Annotated in this window: 26 protein-coding genes and 1 tRNA gene; 20 read left to right on the forward strand and 7 right to left on the reverse strand. The window is 59.1% G+C overall.

The window, feature by feature from the left end; all coding sequences use genetic code 11:
• The first annotated feature begins 972 nt into the window (after positions 1–972).
• The 13 genes from ACW9H9_RS00770 to ACW9H9_RS00830 all read left to right on the forward strand — a co-directional run bounded on the left by ACW9H9_RS00770 (position 973) and on the right by ACW9H9_RS00830 (position 7,847).
• On the forward strand, positions 973–1,284 hold the full coding sequence (locus tag ACW9H9_RS00770) for a hypothetical protein (protein WP_457341098.1): 312 nt from the start codon (positions 973–975) through the stop codon (positions 1,282–1,284).
• A gap of 21 nt (positions 1,285–1,305) precedes the next feature.
• Positions 1,306–1,482, forward strand: a complete 177-nt coding sequence (locus tag ACW9H9_RS00775) for a hypothetical protein (RefSeq protein WP_169355393.1) — start codon at positions 1,306–1,308, stop codon at positions 1,480–1,482.
• Positions 1,479–1,916: a hypothetical protein gene (locus ACW9H9_RS00780; protein ID WP_457341099.1), complete on the forward strand. Its 438-nt coding sequence runs from the start codon at positions 1,479–1,481 to the stop codon at positions 1,914–1,916. Before ACW9H9_RS00775 ends, ACW9H9_RS00780 begins: the two co-directional genes overlap by 4 nt.
• The gene (locus ACW9H9_RS00785; protein WP_457341100.1) at positions 1,913–2,098 is read left to right on the forward strand and encodes a hypothetical protein; all 186 of its coding nucleotides are present in this window, start codon (positions 1,913–1,915) and stop codon (positions 2,096–2,098) included. Before ACW9H9_RS00780 ends, ACW9H9_RS00785 begins: the two co-directional genes overlap by 4 nt.
• The gene (locus ACW9H9_RS00790; protein WP_457341101.1) at positions 2,095–2,265 is read left to right on the forward strand and encodes a hypothetical protein; all 171 of its coding nucleotides are present in this window, start codon (positions 2,095–2,097) and stop codon (positions 2,263–2,265) included. Before ACW9H9_RS00785 ends, ACW9H9_RS00790 begins: the two co-directional genes overlap by 4 nt.
• Before the next feature lie 156 nt (positions 2,266–2,421).
• On the forward strand, positions 2,422–3,582 hold the full coding sequence (locus ACW9H9_RS00795; RefSeq protein ID WP_457341102.1) for a hypothetical protein: 1,161 nt from the start codon (positions 2,422–2,424) through the stop codon (positions 3,580–3,582).
• Positions 3,583–3,589: 7 nt separating this feature from the next.
• The gene (locus ACW9H9_RS00800) at positions 3,590–4,366 is read left to right on the forward strand and encodes an ERF family protein (protein WP_457341103.1); all 777 of its coding nucleotides are present in this window, start codon (positions 3,590–3,592) and stop codon (positions 4,364–4,366) included.
• Positions 4,367–4,369: 3 nt separating this feature from the next.
• Positions 4,370–4,987 (forward strand): lambda exonuclease family protein, encoded by a 618-nt coding sequence (locus ACW9H9_RS00805; protein ID WP_457341104.1) that lies wholly within the window; start codon positions 4,370–4,372, stop codon positions 4,985–4,987.
• On the forward strand, positions 4,984–5,505 hold the full coding sequence (locus tag ACW9H9_RS00810) for a hypothetical protein (protein WP_457341105.1): 522 nt from the start codon (positions 4,984–4,986) through the stop codon (positions 5,503–5,505). The genes ACW9H9_RS00805 and ACW9H9_RS00810 overlap by 4 nt, the downstream gene beginning before the upstream one ends.
• Positions 5,506–5,577: 72 nt before the next feature.
• Positions 5,578–5,889: a hypothetical protein gene (locus ACW9H9_RS00815; RefSeq protein WP_457341106.1), complete on the forward strand. Its 312-nt coding sequence runs from the start codon at positions 5,578–5,580 to the stop codon at positions 5,887–5,889.
• A gap of 57 nt (positions 5,890–5,946) precedes the next feature.
• Positions 5,947–6,507, forward strand: a complete 561-nt coding sequence (locus ACW9H9_RS00820) for a hypothetical protein (RefSeq protein WP_457341107.1) — start codon at positions 5,947–5,949, stop codon at positions 6,505–6,507.
• A 12-nt stretch (positions 6,508–6,519) separates the two neighbouring features.
• The gene (locus ACW9H9_RS00825) at positions 6,520–7,122 is read left to right on the forward strand and encodes a hypothetical protein (protein WP_457341108.1); all 603 of its coding nucleotides are present in this window, start codon (positions 6,520–6,522) and stop codon (positions 7,120–7,122) included.
• A 92-nt stretch (positions 7,123–7,214) separates the two neighbouring features.
• Positions 7,215–7,847 carry a hypothetical protein gene (locus ACW9H9_RS00830; RefSeq protein WP_457341109.1) on the forward strand — a complete coding sequence of 211 codons (633 nt, stop codon included), beginning with the start codon at positions 7,215–7,217 and terminating at the stop codon, positions 7,845–7,847.
• An 84-nt stretch (positions 7,848–7,931) separates the two neighbouring features.
• On the opposite strand, the gene ACW9H9_RS00835 is transcribed toward ACW9H9_RS00830, so the two are convergent.
• On the reverse strand, positions 7,932–8,189 hold the full coding sequence (locus tag ACW9H9_RS00835) for a hypothetical protein (protein ID WP_457341110.1): 258 nt from the start codon (positions 8,187–8,189) through the stop codon (positions 7,932–7,934).
• Between the two features lie 141 nt (positions 8,190–8,330).
• Positions 8,331–9,020 carry a hypothetical protein gene (locus ACW9H9_RS00840; RefSeq protein ID WP_457341111.1) on the reverse strand — a complete coding sequence of 230 codons (690 nt, stop codon included), beginning with the start codon at positions 9,018–9,020 and terminating at the stop codon, positions 8,331–8,333.
• Between the two features lie 48 nt (positions 9,021–9,068).
• Here ACW9H9_RS00840 and ACW9H9_RS00845 point away from each other — a divergent pair, with 48 nt between their 5' ends.
• From ACW9H9_RS00845 to ACW9H9_RS00870, 6 genes are all read left to right on the forward strand, one after another.
• Entirely contained in the window at positions 9,069–10,019 is a 951-nt protein-coding gene (locus tag ACW9H9_RS00845) for a phosphoadenosine phosphosulfate reductase domain-containing protein (protein ID WP_457341112.1), read from the forward strand.
• Between the two features lie 43 nt (positions 10,020–10,062).
• Positions 10,063–10,956, forward strand: coding sequence for a hypothetical protein (locus tag ACW9H9_RS00850; protein ID WP_457341113.1), 894 nt, complete (start codon positions 10,063–10,065; stop codon positions 10,954–10,956).
• Positions 10,957–11,139: 183 nt separating this feature from the next.
• Positions 11,140–11,430 (forward strand): hypothetical protein, encoded by a 291-nt coding sequence (locus tag ACW9H9_RS00855; protein WP_457341114.1) that lies wholly within the window; start codon positions 11,140–11,142, stop codon positions 11,428–11,430.
• 49 nt (positions 11,431–11,479) lie between these two features.
• Positions 11,480–12,850: a DNA-methyltransferase gene (locus ACW9H9_RS00860; RefSeq protein ID WP_457341115.1), complete on the forward strand. Its 1,371-nt coding sequence runs from the start codon at positions 11,480–11,482 to the stop codon at positions 12,848–12,850.
• 122 nt (positions 12,851–12,972) lie between these two features.
• Positions 12,973–13,215 carry a DUF4224 domain-containing protein gene (locus ACW9H9_RS00865; RefSeq protein ID WP_457341116.1) on the forward strand — a complete coding sequence of 81 codons (243 nt, stop codon included), beginning with the start codon at positions 12,973–12,975 and terminating at the stop codon, positions 13,213–13,215.
• A gap of 1 nt (position 13,216) precedes the next feature.
• Entirely contained in the window at positions 13,217–14,266 is a 1,050-nt protein-coding gene (locus ACW9H9_RS00870; protein ID WP_457341117.1) for a tyrosine-type recombinase/integrase, read from the forward strand.
• A gap of 115 nt (positions 14,267–14,381) precedes the next feature.
• On the opposite strand, the gene ACW9H9_RS00875 is transcribed toward ACW9H9_RS00870, so the two are convergent.
• A tRNA-Ser gene (locus ACW9H9_RS00875) sits at positions 14,382–14,472 on the reverse strand.
• 152 nt (positions 14,473–14,624) lie between these two features.
• Between ACW9H9_RS00875 and ACW9H9_RS00880 the strand changes: the two genes are divergently transcribed.
• A complete protein-coding gene (locus ACW9H9_RS00880) occupies positions 14,625–15,296 on the forward strand; it encodes a Bax inhibitor-1/YccA family protein (protein WP_457341118.1) in 672 nt (223 codons plus the stop codon).
• A 63-nt stretch (positions 15,297–15,359) separates the two neighbouring features.
• Here the strand turns inward: ACW9H9_RS00880 and murB are convergent, their stop codons facing one another.
• Genes murB through ACW9H9_RS00900 form a run of 4 tightly spaced genes read right to left on the reverse strand, consistent with a single transcriptional unit; the run spans position 15,360 to position 17,786 of the window.
• The gene (gene murB / locus ACW9H9_RS00885; RefSeq protein ID WP_457341119.1) at positions 15,360–16,379 is read right to left on the reverse strand and encodes a UDP-N-acetylmuramate dehydrogenase; all 1,020 of its coding nucleotides are present in this window, start codon (positions 16,377–16,379) and stop codon (positions 15,360–15,362) included.
• Complete coding sequence (locus tag ACW9H9_RS00890; RefSeq protein WP_457341120.1) at positions 16,376–16,840, reverse strand: low molecular weight protein-tyrosine-phosphatase; 465 nt, start codon at positions 16,838–16,840, stop codon at positions 16,376–16,378. Before ACW9H9_RS00890 ends, murB begins: the two co-directional genes overlap by 4 nt.
• A complete protein-coding gene (gene kdsB / locus ACW9H9_RS00895) occupies positions 16,840–17,604 on the reverse strand; it encodes a 3-deoxy-manno-octulosonate cytidylyltransferase (protein WP_457341121.1) in 765 nt (254 codons plus the stop codon). The genes ACW9H9_RS00890 and kdsB overlap by 1 nt, the downstream gene beginning before the upstream one ends.
• Positions 17,601–17,786 (reverse strand): Trm112 family protein, encoded by a 186-nt coding sequence (locus tag ACW9H9_RS00900; protein ID WP_003174668.1) that lies wholly within the window; start codon positions 17,784–17,786, stop codon positions 17,601–17,603. Before ACW9H9_RS00900 ends, kdsB begins: the two co-directional genes overlap by 4 nt.
• Between the last annotated feature and the right edge of the window lie 16 nt (positions 17,787–17,802).

Below are 17,802 nucleotides of genomic sequence, written 5' to 3' on the forward strand. Positions count from 1 at the left end.
GAGTATCTAAAGTCTGTACAACAATCCAGTGTTGCGACGACCGGTTGAATCCGCCAAATCAACGCCAAAGACGCATCCGAGCTGGCAAACCTGGGCGGCAAGATGATCAACAGCGCCAAGGTCCAGGTCGAGTATTTCGCGCTTCGCAAAGAGGCGCCACATATTGCCTGGCTTGAGCAGGATGCCGAATAGGACAACCAGCGCCACGACAGCCTGTCGTTAACTGCCCGATCCTCTCTATGAGAGCGCATCGGATATAGCTCGGCCTTCTGCTTGATAGCAGGGTGGCCACCTTGTCCCGAGCCTGAGCGGATCTTGTCGCGGCGTAGACGGGCAACACTCGGAGGGATTCGAGCTATATCCGATGCGGACGAAACTGCGGCCTATAACCGCCCACCTGCATCACCGCAACAAGCAGATGAATGCCCGGGCTGACGGGCAAGTGTAAGACCTGAGGGATCGCGGGAATCGTGGCCGGTAGAGTGAGTAAGCGCCCAGATGGCCACGGCGAGTCCAAGAATAAGCGGCTGAAACCTTCGCCCCGGTGAAACTCCGGTGTCACTAAGGCCGCTAATAGTCGTGCCGGGATCAGCTCCGGTCATCTGCACCAACCGGCGAATAGCTCAACCCGCATTGCGCAGGGTCAGCGCCAACCTGGTATTGGCGAGCTACCTTGATCTGGCACAAGCGCCGTGACAGTCGGGAAAGACCGGCAACCCATTCTATAGGTGGCCACTGCCTTCCCAGTGAGCGAACAACGGAGGATTGGCAGCCATGTGAACACAATCAACCGGCGCTCACCGCCACCCCAGCGTCACGTAGGGAGGTCTATGTGTCGCACCGAAAGCCCGGGCAATGTTCGGGCTTTTTTACGCGCCTCTACCCGTCAGCACTCCTCCCCCGCGCCCATCGGCAACCAGCGGGAGGCATGAGTGTTGACGAATACAGGTGAACCCACCACTGGAGCAAGTCATGAGCAAATACACGGAGGCGATCACAGAGGCGGTAAAGGCTCTGGAGTCGGCCGAAAAATCCCATCAGATGGCGTCCGAACGACTCGCAACCGTTCGCGGTCATGCCGGGCAGCAAGGCTATTCGGTCACCGTAAACGGCGTGACTGTGGCGGTATCCACCTGCGACAGCCGCACTTACCAGGGAAAGCTGATTCGTGGTCGGGAAATGATTCACCTGGGCGCCCTCAAGGCTCTTGGTGCTGAGCTTCAAACAGCCTCCGACCGCGTGCGGGACTGCCAAGCGCATTTGGCGGCAATCGTTATCGCCTAACCCCAAACACCGGAGGTAGCCATGGCCGAAGAGCTTGTAGCTCACGTTTGCAGGATCTGCGGCAGTGCCTGGCCCAAGCGGAAAAAGGCAAAGCTGCACGTCAACCTCAAACACCGCGACCGCGTCTACGCCCAGCACGGGCCCGGGCAGCACGTCGATTACCTGTGGCTGGACCTGGAACACTGGAGGCGACCATGAGCGCAGCATTGAATATTTGCCAGGAGCGTTACGACGCTCAGTTGCCTCCAGAGGTCAGCGAGGCGAATCCGGAACGGGAGTGGCTTGAGCATTCGGCGGAACAGTTGGTGTGCGGGATGGACATCAAGTGGAAGCGCCGCCACGGCCAGCCGCAGGTTGTGACGTTTGACCGGTTCTGCACTTACCTGCAAGGACACCTGAACCAGCGCCAGATCGACGGCCTGGACCAGCGCGACTCACTTGCTCGGCTGTTCCTGTCCTCAATCCTTGGCAGCCAAGCGGATTCACGCGGCCACGCCGCAGACCTGATGGGCGAACAGCGCCCCATCGAAGCCGCCGAGCGGATCGCCATAGAGATGCTCAAGCCCTACGCCGTCGACGCGGTTGCAGCAGAGCGGGAAGAAGCAGAAGACGACGTGGATGCCGACCTATGAGCGCCCACATCCTGATCGACGAAGCGCTCGAAAGCTTGGCGCATGCCTCCAGCACCCAGGCGGAGGCATTGATCGTTCAGCGGCTGATCACCCAGTTCCTGATCGACCAAACCATCACCCTCAAGGAATTCGACCACTACTGCGCACGCCTGAACAAGGTTGCGCGCAAGGAGGCTGCATGACCACCGCACCGGTTAAATCACTGATCGACGAGCAGATCGCCGAGATCGAACGCAGCCTAACCATTCTGGGTGCAGGCCTACCGCGCGATCTTCCTGTTTCGAAGCTGCCACCGGAGATTGTTTCCGCCATCAAGGGCGGCCGAGTCGCGGTAAGGGCTCGGCCGTGACTACCCACCAGCGCACCAGGCGCCTACTCATCTGGCGCGGCTCCTTCACCGCCCTATCCGTTTGCACCCTCCTGATGTTGCTCAGCGCCCTCGCTGACCGAATCACTCAATAACCAACACCTTCAATCGCTGCGAGCATCGCGGCAGGGAGTCACCGTGTCCGCACAACAGCAAGTCATCACCATCGACGACATCAGCGCCGACAACGCGCCGGCCATCTACGTAGCTGGCGGCCTAGGCCAGTTCTTCGAGGCCGTTAAGGCAGAAGTCACCGGCGAGGTGCCTGATCTGACCACGGCGAAAGGCCGCGCTCGCATTGCATCCCTGGCCGCAACGGTAAGCAAGTCCAAAAAGGCGGTCGAGACACCCGGCCGCGACTACCTGAAACGCCTGAAGGAAATGCCGAAGGTGGTCGAGGCTGAGCTACGCGAGTTCGTCGACGCTATGGATGCTCTGCGCGACGAGACGCGCAAGCCTCTGACTGACTGGGAGGCGGTTGAGGCTGCAAAGAAGCGCGAGATCGAAGCGTGGGTTGGTGAGCTACGCCTTGACCCGCTGACTATCAGCACAGCCGACTCCGAATACCTGAAAATCAGCATCGGCGCCTTTGAAGGTATCGTGATTGACGGAGAGTGGCTTGGCGACTATGAGGCCGAGGCGCTGCGCTTGAAGGCTGAAACCCTAGAAGCGCTGCGTGCAGCCCTAGTGAAGCGCGAACAATACGAGGCTGAGCAGGCCGAACTGGTCCGGTTGCGTGCCGAGGCAGAAGCTCAGGCCCAACGCGAGCGCGATGCAGAAATTGCCCGAGTCGCCGCCGAGCAGGCCCGGCTACAGGCCGAACAGCAGGCCCAGGCCGAGCGCGAAGCCGCTGCACGGCGCGAACAGGAACTGCTGGACCAGGCCGCCGCCACTCAACGCGCCGCCGCACAGGCCGTACTGGATGCCGAGGCCGCTGCCGAGCGCCAACGCCTGCAACTGGAGCTACAAGCCGAACAGGCCCGCGTAGCAGCGGCACAGGCCGAGTCCAGCCGGATAGCCGCAGAACAGCGCGCAGAGCAGGAGCGCGTCGCAGCCATTCGCCGCCAAGAAGAGGCTGCCGAGCAAGCCCGCAAAGATGAGCGCCGACGAGCTGATGCAGCCGCCGCCGAAATTGTCCGTCAGCAAGAGATGCGCGAGCGCGACGAAGCGCATCGCCGGACCATCAATCGCACTGCCCTGGAAGCCTTCATCGCTGGCGGCATGCCAGAGGAATGCGCCAAGCAGGCAGTCAAGTTGATTGCCCAGCGCAAGATCCCAGCTATCACTATTTCCTATTGAGGTCGTCATGACTAACGCAGCCCTGGCCGAGCGCACCGAAGCTCGGCAGGTCGCCAGCCCGGCGGCCACCAACGAATCAACCGCGATGCTGACAATGATCCAGCGGGCCGCGACCGATCCGGCGTTCGATGCAGACAAAATGCAGAAGATGATGGAGATGTACGAGCGCCACACGGATCGTACGGCGGCGGCAGCCTTCAACGCCGCTATGGTCCGCGCCCAAGCTGAAATAGGCCCGGTATTTCGTGACAAATTCAACACTCAAACAAGCAGCGCCTATGCCGCGCTTGAGTCGATTGATCGCAAGATTTCACCGGTCTACACGCTTCACGGGTTTTCGCTGTCGTTTGGCACTGGAGATAGCCCACTAGTTGGACATATACGCACTATCTGCGACTGCATGCATGAGGCTGGACATACAAAGACTTATCACGTCGACCTTCCTATCGACTCTGCGGGAATCAAAGGCAGCGTGAACAAGACCGGCGTTCATGCGGCAGGGTCTACCTTCAGTTACGCCCGTCGCTACCTGACGATGATGATTTTCAACGTTGTCCTGACCAACGAGGACGACGACGGAAATGGCGCTGGTCCTGAACCGACTCCTGAGCCTGTGATCACCGCCGGGCAGGCCGCCCAACTCGACGCACTATTGCAAAAGTGCAGCCAAGTACTTCAGGACAACTTCAAGGCCAAATACGGCTGTGCCGCCAACGTATTCAAATCCGAATTCGATGCCGTCTTGGCGCGAATCAGCAAAGCCGCCAGCCGGCCACAGGAGTAAGTCATGCAAATCATCACCGAAGTACAGCAAGGCTCGCCCGAGTGGCTGGCACTGCGCCTGGGCATTGCCACCTGCTCCGAGTTGGAGTGCCTGCTGGTCAACGGCAAAGGCGAGGCCGGTTTCGGCGCCGGCGCGTTCACCTACATGAACACGCTCATTGGTGAGCGCATCACAGGTGAGGCCGCTGACCCGTTCCAGGGCAACCGTCACACCGAGCGCGGCCACGAACTGGAGGGCGTTGCCCGCAAGCTCTATGAGGAGCGCGAGGAAGTCGAAACCAGCCAGGTGGCGATCATCCTCAATCACGGCGCCGGCTATTCGCCTGACTCGCTGGTTGGGTCCGGGGGCTTGACGGAGATCAAAACCAAGCTGCCGAAGTTTCAGGTGGAGGTGATCCTGTCCGGCGAGATTCCAAAAGAACACGTCGCCCAATGCCAGGGCGGCCTGTGGGTGTCGGAGCGCGAGTGGATCGACTTCATTTGCTACTGGCCCGGTATGCCCCTGTTCATCAAGCGCGCCTACCGGGACGAAGCGATGATTCGCAAGCTGTCGGAGCGAGTCAAAACCTTCTACGAAATCTTGGACGACCGGATGAATCGGGTACTGGGGATAGCTGCATGATCAGCATCCTCCGTAACGAAGTGGAACGCCTGCGCCCGGCACAGGATGAGCTGGCGGCACAGGTCGCGCAGTACTTGGCGGCTGGCGGCAAGATCGACAGGTCTGGCCAGTCCACGCCAAGGCCTGAATCGATCGAAAGCCTCAAGCAGCCGCCTACCTTCCATCGCCCCTCGGTCAAGACCGAGACCGAGCTGCAGGTGGCGAGAATCCGAGAAATGGCACCGACCATGAGTCGACGCGACATCTGCGACAGAGAGGGGATCACCCTTGGTGTATTGAAGGGTATCGCAGGTCGGTACGGGATCACCTTTCCAATCCGGCCGAAGCAGCCCAGTCCGCCGAACAAGGTGGACGCCATCAGGGATGCGTTTCTGGTGATTCGAATCAATGAATCCATAGCCGCGGGCGTCAGTCGTCAACAGTGCTGCATCAACCTAAAGATCAGTTCCACCCTGCTCTACAGGCTGATCAAGGAATACAGCATCGAGTACCCGAAATTGGCGCCTGCATTCAGATGAAACGTCGAGTTCAGCAACGCAAACGTCAAACCTGGCTCGCACTGCCGGCCAGCGGAATAGAAGAGGTGGGTCATGGCCATGGATCAGAAAGCGCGATCTGCAAAGAGCGCGGCGAAACGCAAGGAGCTTGGCGAGGAAGAGCTTCGGCACCGGGTGCGGGCTGGCGAGAAGCAGATGCTCGCCGACCTCATGGCCTGGACTGAAGACACCGAACAGGCATCAGTGATGGCCGGATCTCTTCGCTATGTCCATTCCCTCGGCAAAGACGGTGCGCGTGAGGCGCTTCGTTCGCGCCACAAAATAGAAGTTAACGAAAACGTGGCGGCAGAACTCTACGCCATCGGCCAGCGCCAAGCATCACGGCTCGACGCCGAAGAAGCATAACCCACCCTACTCGCTGCATCCGGTAACCGGAGGGCGGCGCCTGACTGGAGATAATCCATGAGCAACTACATGTACAAGACCACCGCCCCTGCAGTGGTCAGCGCCGTCACCGCATGGGAAGCCAAGCGCAAAGAGTGGGACATCCAGCGCGCCAAGCTTGGCCAGGTTTTTGGTGGGGCGGCCTCGCCGATGCGTTCAGGCAATCGCAGCTACGTCGGCGGCGTGAAGATCAGCGATAGCCGCGAACTGGATGTGCACTGGTGCCGTCCCGACCAATACGGGTACCGCGCGCTCCGCTCCAGCGCCAAGCCTGCGAAAGGAACGCCAAAGGAAGCGCGCGCCGCCCTAGTCGTTGAGCATGAGAGCCTGTCGGCACTGTGGAATGAGCATTGCCCGGCCAGCATCGACATGGATGAGGCATGGGAGGCGATCGGCCTTAACCCTGGCGCCCTCTGGATGTGCGGCGGCGTGTTCTTCGAGCTGGATGGGGTTGTTTACCTGAACCTCGGCCTCAGGCTTGAGGATGGAAACGAGAACATCGAAGGCGCCGCCGAGATCCTTGGCAGCGAGTTTGAAGCGGCTCGCCAACTGGTGCTGGATCAGCGGAAGGCTGCCTAAAGGGAGAGTGCCATGGACAAGAACACCAAGATCCTGATCCCGGAGATCCCGGGCGAGTGGACCCAGCGCCAGCGTAACGGCAGCCTCAACGTGTGGAACGGAGCGGATCATCACCGATTTCACCGTACCACTACTGACCTGCCTGAAGTCAGCCTGCGCCCCCCGGAAAACGGCCTGTACGCCGAGCGAATCGACGACGCCTGGTACTGGGTTTCTGGTTGCGCCAAGTGCAACGGAACCGGTGAGAAGTACAGCTACGTGGTGTGCGATAAGCACAACGTTTGCCGGCTGTGCAGCACCCATCGCTCGAAGCTCACAGAAACGCCATGGGGCCATCCTGACGGCTTCACCTGCAAACCTTGCCAGGACGCAGAAGACGCCGTTGCGAAAGCCGCCGCGCTGGCCAAGGTCGCCGAGACCGACTATGACGAGTGGGATTATCGCAGCCAGGACGAATGCAAATGCCCGCATTGCGCCACGGTCATCCACATTGAGTCTGAAGATTACGGCGACAAGAACATGACCTGCGATACCTGTGGCGGTGCTTTCGAGATGGTCACCGAGTACACCATTCAGTTCACCACCACCGTGATTGGCGAACGCCTCACCGCCTGATCCGGCTCCATGCCGGTCACCCGTAATACCCCAACCCAAACCAAATTGCCACCACCGGACTCCGGAGGGCGGCGCCTGAATGGAGATAATCCATGGACGATCAGTTCTACCTGCAAGACAGCCGCAGCCACGCCTACGTCGGCGACGGGTTGTCGTTCTGGGGCTTTGACGGCTCTGGATATGTCACCGATCTGGCCAAGGCCCAGGTGTTCACCCGGGACGGCGCTTGCGATCACCGCGATACTGACATTCCGTGGCCCAAGGCCTACGTCGATGCACGGGCGCGCGTGGGTGTCGACTGCCAGTATGTGACCTTGAGCGAAGCGCTTGACCAGCACCCCGACGCAGCCGAGTTTTACATCCAGAAACCGCAGTGCTGGAACGGCAACAACCTGATTTGGCTTTGTGAGGATGGAGTATTCACCAGCGATCTGTCGAAGGCTGTCGTGGTGCCGAGGGCCCACACCGTCACCTGGATCGGAAAGCTCGGTCAATCAGGCGCGGCAGTCTGGCCCAAACCCTACATCGACGCACATAGCCGTCGGCTGGTCGAGCGCGATGATGTGAACATCAAGGAAGCTCTGCGCGGTACCGGAATCAAGCTGGCCAAGCCGAAGAAGTCAAAAATGATGATGTTCAATTGTGATGGCTGCGGTCGGTTCATCAGTGACGCGCAACGCTTTGAACACAACTGTCTGAATTGCGGCGCGGACAATCGCCCATGACCCTCCGGCGCTAAACACCAGCGCCTTCCCTGTTCAACGACAACGCCTCCCGGCAAGGGTACGCAATCGAGCAGAACCGTTTTGCTACCGAACTTGCATCCATGAAGGATTATTTTGAAGTGCTTCATTGCACTCATCCCAGAATTGAAATAACGCCGCTTTGGCATCCTCAACGGTATCGAAAAGGCCAGATGGTATAGCTACTCCCCTCACCACATCATCAACCTCGATTCCGTATTGCTCCGCACCATCAAGGCGAACCACTCGCGCACGAGTTCCACGTCCCACGTTGATGAATTCGTCAGCTTTGAATTCCGCGATGACTTCAACTATCTGGACCATCTCTAAACCCCAGTTGGTAAGTGGTGGCACTTTAGCATGCGCCAGAGAATTTCCTATTCCCAAAGAAAACCGGCTCCATGCCGGTCACCCGTAATACCCCATATCAACGAATCACGCCAGCCGGCGAGGCAGGCGCGATCGCTAGGGCGCCGAGCTTAGGCTCTCGATTTCAAGGATTAATGCGTAAAACTTGGAATACTCTACAAGCGCCTCTTTAATTTCTTCCCGATAATTCTCCGGACGCGGCGAAGTACGGCCTGCGGCTTCTTCAATACCTTCAGGAGCGAATGCCACAGCGGCCAAGTCGATTGGGTCAGGAATGTTTTCAGAAGTTATAATTCGCGGATCAATATCTCTACGAGAAATATTTCGCAATTGAGCTCCGGCAAGAACTCTTGCGTTAATCAAGAGTTCTTCCTTTAACTCCTTGAGGCACTGATACTCCCTAATCAATTTAAGAAGATTCCAAAACGCGTACGCTCGAGGATCAATGAGGTCGCTACTGCCGAAACCGCCTGAATGTTTCAGAGTCAACGACAAGAATACACGAAGCATTTCGACTCTTGATTTATTCAAACTCTCAATTGCCCTTACTGCCTCAGCCTTAACTTCTTTGAGCTTGACGACGTTCCCTGCGATGGATACTTCCTGAATTTCAGGAGCAAAGCCGACAACAACTGCCAGCACTGCAAATGCCAGAACGAATGCAGTGAACTCGGTACCTGAGAACTTCGAAGTAAATAGCAGCCACAGTGCCAGAGAAAATAAACCGGCGAAGGCTACAGCTGCAACCACCGCCAGCCTTACGCGACTCTTAGAGTCAGAACTCATATTTTTATCCCCATATTTGCCACTAACTATACGCGGCGAGGGTCCCCTATGCCTACTCACAACATCGTCAGCATGAGCGGCGGTAAAGACAGCACGGCTACGCTGCTGGTCGCCCGCGAGCTGGAGGTGCCGAACCTCAGCGCTGTAGTGGCTGACACCGGGCATGAGCATCCAGAGACATACGACTACATCCACTACCTGGCTGAGGCCACTGGCATCCCCATCCGGTGGGTGAAGGCAGACTTTTCCAGGCAGATCGCCGGCAAGCGCAAGTTCATCGAGACAAGGTGGCGCGAAAAGGGTGTGGCGGAATCCGTGGTGCTGGGCGCTCTGGAAGTGCTTCATCCCACCGGCAACCCATTCCTGGACTTGTGTCTGTGGAAAGGTCGCTTCCCCAGCACGAAGGCGCGCTTCTGCACCGATGAGCTCAAGCGCAACCCAATCATCGAGCAGGTGTATCTCCCGCTCATGGACGGCGAGAACATGCTGCTGTCTTGGCAGGGAGTTCGTGCCGATGAGTCGCCGGCCCGCAAGTACTTGCCTGAGTGCGACGAGGTTGGAGGCGGCCTGTTCAATTACAGGCCCATCTTGAAGTGGACGGTTGATTCGGTCTTTGAGGCTCACCGGGCCGCCGGCATCAAACCCAATCCGCTGTACCTGCAGGGCTGCAATCGCGTTGGCTGCATGCCCTGCATCATGTGTGCGAAAGACGAGCTTCGGCAGATCGCGGCCAGGTGGCCAGAGGAAGTTGACCGGGTGCGTGAGTGGGAGCGGCTGGTGAGCATTGCCAGCAAGCGCGGCGCGGCAACGTTCTTCGCCACCGTCACCGACCCGACAGTCCGGTCAGATGAAAAGGTCAGCGCTGCCACGCACGGCATTGACCGGATGGTCGATTGGAGCAATACGATCCGCGGCGGCCGCCAGTTCGACATGGTCGACCTCATCGCGCGCACCGACAGCCAGAAAAGCTGCTCTTCAGCCTACGGGCTCTGTGAATAATCCCCCACTCCACCGCCCGGGCATGGCCCGGCAAGGAATCCTCATGACCACTGGATACAAGCTGGTTCCCCTCATCCCTACCGACGACATGATCGTTGCTTTCGCTGAGGCCTGGTACTCCAAACGCCAGACTTATGACGATCCCGACATGCTGGATGCCTATCGCGACATGCTTGCCGTGGCGCCCGATGCGGGCCAGACCGAACTCGACCGCGTAACCGCCGAGCGTGACGCACTGCAACAACTGCTGAATGCGGCGGATGAGCGGCGGGATTTGCTGGAGGGGTTGTTGCGGCTTGCTCGCCAGTTCGTCGTCAACGGCATTGACCTTGGCTACATCCAAATGCCAGAAGCGGGCTCGACAGACCCAGCGCACGACCTTGTGCCGAAGATCGAGGCCGCCCTCTCCACCGGCGCAGAGCCAAAGCCACGGGGTGAGCAGTTGCGCAATCAGTGCGATGGATGCCAAGCGGGAATCCCGGTAGTCAACGGTTCGCATCGCATGGGTAGCCCTGGCGGGTATGAAGATCTAATGGGGTGCACTGCCAAGCTCTACACCCATCCGCCCGCGCCGGTAGCGGTGGCACCCACTCCAATCGATTACGGCTCGCTCGACGCAGTGCAGCGCCTGGAGCTGTGTCGGGGTGACAGGCCCGGGCCAACAGCGGAGTCACCAGCAGTACCTGACGGCTACTACATCATGCCAAAGAGCTTGACCGCAGAGAACGGCGCCAAAGCCCTACTGCTTGGCGAGTTCAAGCTCAAAGTCACCCGCGAATGCCCTGAATGCTGCGAGCTTGAAAAGCCAACTGAGGGCTGTGAAGTCTGCGATGGCGAGGGTGAATACGGACAGAGCCACACCATCCCGTGGGACCTGATCAAATTCATCTATAGCAAGGCGGTAAAGGGCCTGGCGATACACAACAAATCGAAGTAACCCGCCTCAACACCTAAAAAGGTGCCAGCCCAGCAACCGACACTGGGTGATCTCTCGCGGTTCAGAAGTGAGCAGGCAGTTAATTCTCGGTGAACCGGCTTACCGCTGTCACCGGATTCAGTGTTGCTGATTTGTAAACCCCTCCCCCTTCAAAGTCAGCCGCTATAGCGGCAAGGAATCGCTATGCCTGAACAAAAGTATCCGCTCGAAGTGGAGAGCGTTGGAAGCGACACCTACATCGTCATGAGCAAAGGGCACCACGACTTCACCGAGTTTATGACGGAAGCCGTTACCCAATACCCAGGATGGTTCCTGGGAGGCCCTAGGCACCTTTGGATCAAGACCACATCAACCAAAGGTGGCTGGAAATACAACGCTGTGGATGAGGGTACGCGAGGTGCCTGGCCAGCCACCTACTGCTGGGAGTTCGCTGACAACTACAAGGAATGGCAGAAGCTGGAGGTGACGCCATGATCGCCACCCTCTGGTTCGCCTACGTCTTCATCTACAAGGGGCCAAGGCCATGAAACAGCATCGCGTTTTGATCGGCGACTGCATTGAGTCGATGCGGACGCTGCCAGATAACAGCATCGACAGCGTGGTCACCGATCCGCCCTACGGCATCCGCTTCATGGGCAAGAGCTGGGATGGACAAGACATTGAGGCTCGAGCCGCTTACCGGGCCAGCATGCCTTCACACGCTTCAGCTTGCGGTCCGAATGGTGGCCACAGATCAGTGGCTGCAGAGGCCGGCAAATATGACCTGACGCCCGAAGGCATGCGCGCCTTCCAGGCCTTTACGCTGGAGTGGGCAACCGAATGCCTGCGAGTGCTCAAGCCCGGCGGACACCTGCTGTCGTTCGCCGCTGCGCGCACTTACCACCACATGGCAGTCGGCATTGAAATGGCCGGGTTTGAGATCCGCGACCAGATCATGTGGGTTTTTGGCTCAGGCTTCCCGAAGTCGCACAACCTGAAGGGCGATCGCGCTGGATGGGGTACCGCGCTGAAGCCAGCGCACGAACCAATCTGCATGGCGCGCAAGCCGTTCCCTGGAACGGTCGCATCGAACGTTGCCGAGCACGGGACCGGAGCCCTAAACATCGATGCTTGCCGTGTTGATCCTACGGGCGAGCGGCTCGGCGGCGGTGATGAGAGCGGAAAAGTATCCAAGCCAGAAGGCTGGTCGAGGCCCCGGATGCATGACGCAGAACACGTAGCGGCCCATGGCAAAAAAGTAACCGCCAACGTCGACAAGGCCAGTTGCTTGGGCAGATGGCCGGCAAATCTTATACATGACGGAAGTGATGCCGTGCTGGCCATGTTTCCTGAAGCACCTGGTCAGCTCGCCGCCGCCAGCACCAGCGACACACAGCGGGCCGGACAAAACTGTTACGGAACGATGAAGCGCGGGCGCGCGATGGAGGCAAGTGCAGTCAGTGAAAATAACGGTATCGTTGGTTTTCAGATGAGGCCCGGCGATCGCCGGCTGGATACCGGCAGCGCCGCCCGCTTCTTCTACTGCGCAAAGACCAGCCGCACCGATCGGCACGAAGGTATGGTCAACCCAGGACCCCAGTTCAAGATGGGCACCACCCTGCGCAAGGTCGAAACGACTGAAACGAAGGGCAACAACCACCCAACCGTCAAACCTACCGACCTGATGGCATACCTGCTTCGACTGGTGACGCCGCCCGGCGGTGTAGCACTGGACCCGTTCATGGGGTCTGGCAGCACCGGCAAAGCAGCAATGCGCGAAGGCTTCGAGTTCATCGGCTGTGAGATTGACGAGCAGTACGCGGCGATCGCCCGGGCGCGCATCGAATTCGAAGTGCTCCGGCAGCAAGAGCAGAAGGTCGAATCCGACCAACTCGATCTGTTCGCAACAGCCTAACCCCAATCCCCCTACATGCCTGCCGGTGAGCGGCGGGCGAACTTCTGCCGCCCAGCGCGGCAAGGACATCACATGAAGATCATCAAAACAGCGCCGCCCACTACGGGCAGCGGGAGGTAGGCATGCAAGCAGAGATCCTGTCGGACGACGAGCTCGCCGACCTGACCGGCTACAAACACCGTGCTCACCAGCGCAAATGGCTGAAAGACCGAAATTGGGTATTCGTCGAGAGCCGCGGTGGCCGGCCGTTGGTTGGCCGGATGTTTGCCCGAATGAAGCTTGGCATGGTCAACGCCACAATCTCAGATCCGAGCCCGCCGTCGGCGCGCCCGGCTTGGACGCCTGACTTCTCCAGAGTGAACTGATATGCGCCCCCGTAATACTGAATACCGCCACCTCCCGCCGCGCATGTACCAACGCACCAGGAAGCGTAAGAACGGCACTACCTGGACCGCCTTCTACTACAGGGATGCCTCCGGCAAGGACATCCCCCTTGGTAAGGACCTGGACAAAGCTCGACTCAAATGGGCAGAACTGGAGGCTAAAGATAAACCTGGTGATCTGACCATCATGAAGGGCATCTTTGACCGCTATGTTCGAGATGTCATTCCGAAAAAGGGTGCTCGGACACAGACCGACAACCTGGCAGAGCTCAAACAACTCAGGCCGACGTTCGATAGCGCTCCCATTGACTCGATCACGCCAGCCAACATCGCAGGCTATCGCGATGCACGAACGGCCAAGGTTCGAGCCAATAGGGAGATCGCCCTTCTGTCACATGTGTTCAATATGGCTCGCGAGTGGGGGCTCACCGAAAGGGAGAACCCTTGCCAAGGCGTAAGGAAAAATAAAGAAGTCCCACGCGACTACTACGCCAATGCGGTGGTCTGGGATGCGGTTTACGGGATGGCAGAGCCTGAACTGAAGGAAGCCATGGATCTTGGCTACTTAACCGGCCAGCGGCCAGCTGACGTGATCATCATGCGCAGCGATGACACAGAGGGTGATTACTTTCTGGTCACGCAAGGGAAAACCGGGCAGAAGCTGAGGATCCTGATGCGCACTGAGTCGGGGGAGAACAGTCTTGGGAAATTGGTCAGGGAGATAACTGAAAGGAATGTCGGCCATCCATCCAAGTACCTGCTGATCAACAGGCATGGAAAGCGGATGACGAAAGGGATGTTGCGCTTGCGCTGGGACAAGGCAAGGGAGAAGGCTCGACTGAAGGCAATCGACAAGGGCGACCCACTGCTTGCAGCCAAGATCGCCGGGTTTCAGTTTCGGGATATTCGGCCTAAAGCGGCGTCGGAAATCCTCGATATCGGGGATGCAAGCTTGCTGCTGGGGCACAGCAAGCAGGAAATCACGAAGAGGGTTTACAGAAGGATCGGAGCGACCGCGAAGCCGTCAAAGTAGGAAAGTTATGGAACACTCCCACAATAGTAATGGAACGCCTGCGGAAACCGGTGACGAAGCCCCCGTACCTCAGAAACGCAAAAGCCCCGCTTTCGCGAGGCTTTTGTGTAAATCTTGGCGGGAAACCAGGGATTCGAACCCTGGGAACGCTATTAACGTTCGCCGGTTTTCAAGACCGGTGCATTCAACCACTCTGCCAATTTCCCTTTTGCAACACAGGATTAGCGTAGCTCATCCTGTCTCAGCGGGCGCCATAATACCCGAATGAAACACACTGTCAAACTCTCGCCATAGCTTGTTACAGAGCGTCTGTTATGATCTTTGCGACTGAACGTTTCAAAACCGAAGGAGTGTCGCCATGCGCGAACAGAATTACGCAGTGAATGGCAACGCGCAGGCTGAGCAGCTAGAGGTTAGCCGCGTCCTGCGCAATACGTATGGCCTGTTGGCCCTTACTCTCGCGTTTAGCGGTGTAATGGCTTACGTGGCCCAGCAAATGCGCGTTGGCTACCCGAATATCTTTGTGGTGCTGATCGGCTTTTACGGTCTGTTTTTCCTGACCAACAAGCTGCGCGATTCGGCCTGGGGCCTGGTGTCGGCCTTTGCCTTGACCGGTTTCATGGGGTTCCTGCTCGGCCCGATCCTTAACCGTTACCTGGGTATGCAGGGCGGCGCAGAGGTGGTGAGTTCGGCTTTTGCCATGACGGCGCTGGTGTTTGGTGGCCTGTCGGCCTATGTGCTGATCAGCCGCAAGGACATGAGCTTCCTGAGCGGTTTCATCACCGCGGGTTTCTTCGTGTTGCTGGCAGCGGTCGTGGCGAGCATGTTCTTCCAGATCAGCGGCCTGCAACTGGCGATCAGCGCGGGTTTTGTGCTGTTTTCCTCGGTCTGCATCCTGTTCCAGACCAGCGCCATCATTCACGGTGGTGAGCGTAACTACATCATGGCGACCATCAGCCTGTATGTATCGATCTACAACCTGTTTGTCAGCCTGTTGCAGATCTTCGGCATCATGGGCCGCGACGACTGATTCACGGCAATAAAAAAATGCCCCGTATCGAAAGATGCGGGGCATTTTTGTTTGGGGGCCCGCTCAGTACAGATTGGGTTCCATTTCCAACTCGACGTTAAAACGCGTGGCAATGTCTCGCTGAATGCGCAGTGCCAGGTCGGCGATGTTCTGACCGGACGCCGCGCCATAGTTGACCAGCACCAGCGCCTGCAACCGGTGCACGCCCGCGTCGCCTTCACGAAAGCCTTTCCAGCCAGCCTTGTCGATCAACCAACCGGCCGCCAGTTTCATCTGCCCGTCGGCCTGCGGGTAGGCCACCAGGTCCGGGTACTGAGCTTGCAGTTCGGCGGCTAACGCTTGTGAAACCAGCGGGTTTTTGAAGAAGCTGCCGGCGTTGCCGAGCTGTGCGGGATCTGGCAGTTTTTCGCGGCGAATGCTGCAAATCACGTCGCTGACATCACGCGGCGTAGGCTGGCTAATGCCCTGCTCGGCCAAGCGCTGCTGCACCGGGCCGTAGTCGAGTTTCAAGTGAGCGGCGCGGCTCAACGCGAAACGCACGCGCAGGATCAACCACCGCCCCACTTGGTGCTTGAACAGGCTGTCGCGGTAGGCAAAGTCGCATTCGGCCAGGCTGAAGTCGCGCAACTCGCCGGTATGGCGATCCAGCGCTGTCAGGCCAGCAAATACATCTTTGATTTCCACACCGTAGGCGCCAATGTTTTGCATGGGGGCGGCGCCGACCGTGCCCGGGATCAGGCTGAGATTTTCCAGGCCCGCGAACCCTTGCTCCAGCGTCCACAGCACAAAGGGGTGCCAGGGCTCGCCCGCCTCGGCCTCGACCACCACCTGCACACCATCATCGTGCACCACGCGGATGCCTTGGCTGGCCATCCGCAGGACCAGCGCGCAAACATCGCGGGTCAGCAGCACGTTGCTGCCCCCCCCCATCACCCACACCGGCAGTTGCTGCGATGCCGCATAGGCCAATGCTTCGCGCACATCCCCATCACCGCGAGCCTCGGCATACAGTTGGGCGCGCACGTCGATGCCAAAGCTGTTGAACGGCTTGAGCGAAACCTGTGCCTGCACTTGCAAGGTCATAGCCGCCCCTTCAATTCGATCACCAATGAATCACAGGCGCCTTCGATCAGGTCCAAAACCCGCTCGAAGCCTTGTTCGCCGTCGTAGTAAGGGTCTGGCACTTCGTCCACTGGCGCTTCGTAGCGGCGCAGGAACAAGTCCAGTTCGGCCTTGCCCTGGGCAGGCTGCAGCGCCTTGAGGTTGCGCAGGTTGCTGTGATCCATGGCCAGGATCAGGTCGTAACAGGAGAAATCGGCGCGGGAAACCTGCTGCGCACGCTGGGCCGACAGATCATAACCGCGCCGCAGCGCCGCCCGCTGGCTGCGCGCGTCCGGCGCCTTGCCCACATGCCACTCGCCCGTACCGGCAGACGCGACGTCAACCTGACCGGCCAACCCAGCCTCTCGCAATTTGTGGCGTAACACGCCTTCGGCAGTCGGCGAGCGGCAGATATTACCCAGGCAGACAAACAAAACCTCCATCAAGCCCCCAGCAGGCGACGAACGCGCTCAAGGTCTTGCGGGGTGTCGACACCGGCAGGCGGCGCTTCCAACGCGTCACCGACATGAATGCGCACGCCATGCCACAGCGCGCGCAGTTGCTCCAGCGATTCGGTGTTTTCCAGCCAGCAAGGGCCCCAACTGACGAAATCATGCAGGAAGCCTGCGCGATAAGCATAAATGCCGATATGGCGGCGATAAGGCACACCGGCTGGCAGCACGTCGCGGCTTTTGGCGAAGTCATCGCGCGCCCATGGCAGCGTCGAGCGGCTGAACGTGAGCGCAAGGCCGTTGATGTCGCTGACCACTTTGACCACGTTGGGGTTGAACAGGGTGTCGATGTCTTCGATCGGCTCGGCCAGCGTTGCCATGCGGGCTTCGCCATGAGCGGCCAGGTTGGCAGCGACCTGATCAATGACGCTCGGCGGAATCAGCGGCTCGTCGCCCTGCACGTTGACCACAATGGCGTCCGCCGCCAGCCCGAGTTGAGTCGCCACCTCGGCCAGACGGTCGGTGCCCGAGTTGTGGTCTTCGCGGGTCAGCACCGCTTCGGCGCCAAAGGCGTTGCAGGCGTCGATGATGCGCGGGTCATCGGTGGCCACCACCACCCGCTCGGCGCTGCTTTTACAGGCCTGTTCCCACACCAGCTGGATCATCGGCTTGCTGCCGATCATCTGCAGCGGTTTACCGGGCAAACGGGTGGATGCATAGCGAGACGGGATGACAACGGTGAAGGCGGTGGTCATTTATCCAGGCGCTCGTCGGTGGTCAGGGTACGGGCTTCGCTTTCGAGCATGACCGGGATGCCATCACGGATGGGGTAAGCCAGGCCAGCGCCTTTGCTGATCAGCTCGGTTTTGTCGGCGCTGAGCTTGAGCGGGCCTTTGCAGATCGGGCAAGCGAGGATATCGAGCAGTTTGGTGTCCATGAGGGTTTCCTGGAAA

It is taken from the genome of Pseudomonas sp. SDO5215_S409 (assembly GCF_054071325.1).

Excerpts from the sequence above, each read along its gene's own strand:
- ACW9H9_RS00820 (WP_457341107.1), top strand. The coding sequence starts at position 5,947 with ATGAGCAACTACATGTACAAGACCACCGCCCCTGCAGTGGTCAGCGCC.
- ACW9H9_RS00780 (WP_457341099.1), top strand. The coding sequence starts at position 1,479 with ATGAGCGCAGCATTGAATATTTGCCAGGAGCGTTACGACGCTCAGTTG.
- ACW9H9_RS00860 (WP_457341115.1), top strand. The coding sequence starts at position 11,480 with ATGAAACAGCATCGCGTTTTGATCGGCGACTGCATTGAGTCGATGCGG.
- kdsB (WP_457341121.1), bottom strand. The coding sequence starts at position 17,604 with ATGACCACCGCCTTCACCGTTGTCATCCCGTCTCGCTATGCATCCACC.
- murB (WP_457341119.1), bottom strand. The coding sequence starts at position 16,379 with ATGACCTTGCAAGTGCAGGCACAGGTTTCGCTCAAGCCGTTCAACAGC.
- ACW9H9_RS00855 (WP_457341114.1), top strand. The coding sequence starts at position 11,140 with ATGCCTGAACAAAAGTATCCGCTCGAAGTGGAGAGCGTTGGAAGCGAC.
- ACW9H9_RS00770 (WP_457341098.1), top strand. The coding sequence starts at position 973 with ATGAGCAAATACACGGAGGCGATCACAGAGGCGGTAAAGGCTCTGGAG.
- ACW9H9_RS00870 (WP_457341117.1), top strand. The coding sequence starts at position 13,217 with ATGCGCCCCCGTAATACTGAATACCGCCACCTCCCGCCGCGCATGTAC.
- ACW9H9_RS00785 (WP_457341100.1), top strand. The coding sequence starts at position 1,913 with ATGAGCGCCCACATCCTGATCGACGAAGCGCTCGAAAGCTTGGCGCAT.
- ACW9H9_RS00790 (WP_457341101.1), top strand. The coding sequence starts at position 2,095 with ATGACCACCGCACCGGTTAAATCACTGATCGACGAGCAGATCGCCGAG.
- ACW9H9_RS00800 (WP_457341103.1), top strand. The coding sequence starts at position 3,590 with ATGACTAACGCAGCCCTGGCCGAGCGCACCGAAGCTCGGCAGGTCGCC.
- ACW9H9_RS00830 (WP_457341109.1), top strand. The coding sequence starts at position 7,215 with ATGGACGATCAGTTCTACCTGCAAGACAGCCGCAGCCACGCCTACGTC.
- ACW9H9_RS00845 (WP_457341112.1), top strand. The coding sequence starts at position 9,069 with ATGCCTACTCACAACATCGTCAGCATGAGCGGCGGTAAAGACAGCACG.
- ACW9H9_RS00850 (WP_457341113.1), top strand. The coding sequence starts at position 10,063 with ATGACCACTGGATACAAGCTGGTTCCCCTCATCCCTACCGACGACATG.
- ACW9H9_RS00775 (WP_169355393.1), top strand. The coding sequence starts at position 1,306 with ATGGCCGAAGAGCTTGTAGCTCACGTTTGCAGGATCTGCGGCAGTGCC.
- ACW9H9_RS00890 (WP_457341120.1), bottom strand. The coding sequence starts at position 16,840 with ATGGAGGTTTTGTTTGTCTGCCTGGGTAATATCTGCCGCTCGCCGACT.
- ACW9H9_RS00835 (WP_457341110.1), bottom strand. The coding sequence starts at position 8,189 with ATGGTCCAGATAGTTGAAGTCATCGCGGAATTCAAAGCTGACGAATTC.
- ACW9H9_RS00810 (WP_457341105.1), top strand. The coding sequence starts at position 4,984 with ATGATCAGCATCCTCCGTAACGAAGTGGAACGCCTGCGCCCGGCACAG.
- ACW9H9_RS00805 (WP_457341104.1), top strand. The coding sequence starts at position 4,370 with ATGCAAATCATCACCGAAGTACAGCAAGGCTCGCCCGAGTGGCTGGCA.
- ACW9H9_RS00900 (WP_003174668.1), bottom strand. The coding sequence starts at position 17,786 with ATGGACACCAAACTGCTCGATATCCTCGCTTGCCCGATCTGCAAAGGC.
- ACW9H9_RS00825 (WP_457341108.1), top strand. The coding sequence starts at position 6,520 with ATGGACAAGAACACCAAGATCCTGATCCCGGAGATCCCGGGCGAGTGG.
- ACW9H9_RS00865 (WP_457341116.1), top strand. The coding sequence starts at position 12,973 with ATGCAAGCAGAGATCCTGTCGGACGACGAGCTCGCCGACCTGACCGGC.
- ACW9H9_RS00840 (WP_457341111.1), bottom strand. The coding sequence starts at position 9,020 with ATGAGTTCTGACTCTAAGAGTCGCGTAAGGCTGGCGGTGGTTGCAGCT.
- ACW9H9_RS00815 (WP_457341106.1), top strand. The coding sequence starts at position 5,578 with ATGGCCATGGATCAGAAAGCGCGATCTGCAAAGAGCGCGGCGAAACGC.
- ACW9H9_RS00880 (WP_457341118.1), top strand. The coding sequence starts at position 14,625 with ATGCGCGAACAGAATTACGCAGTGAATGGCAACGCGCAGGCTGAGCAG.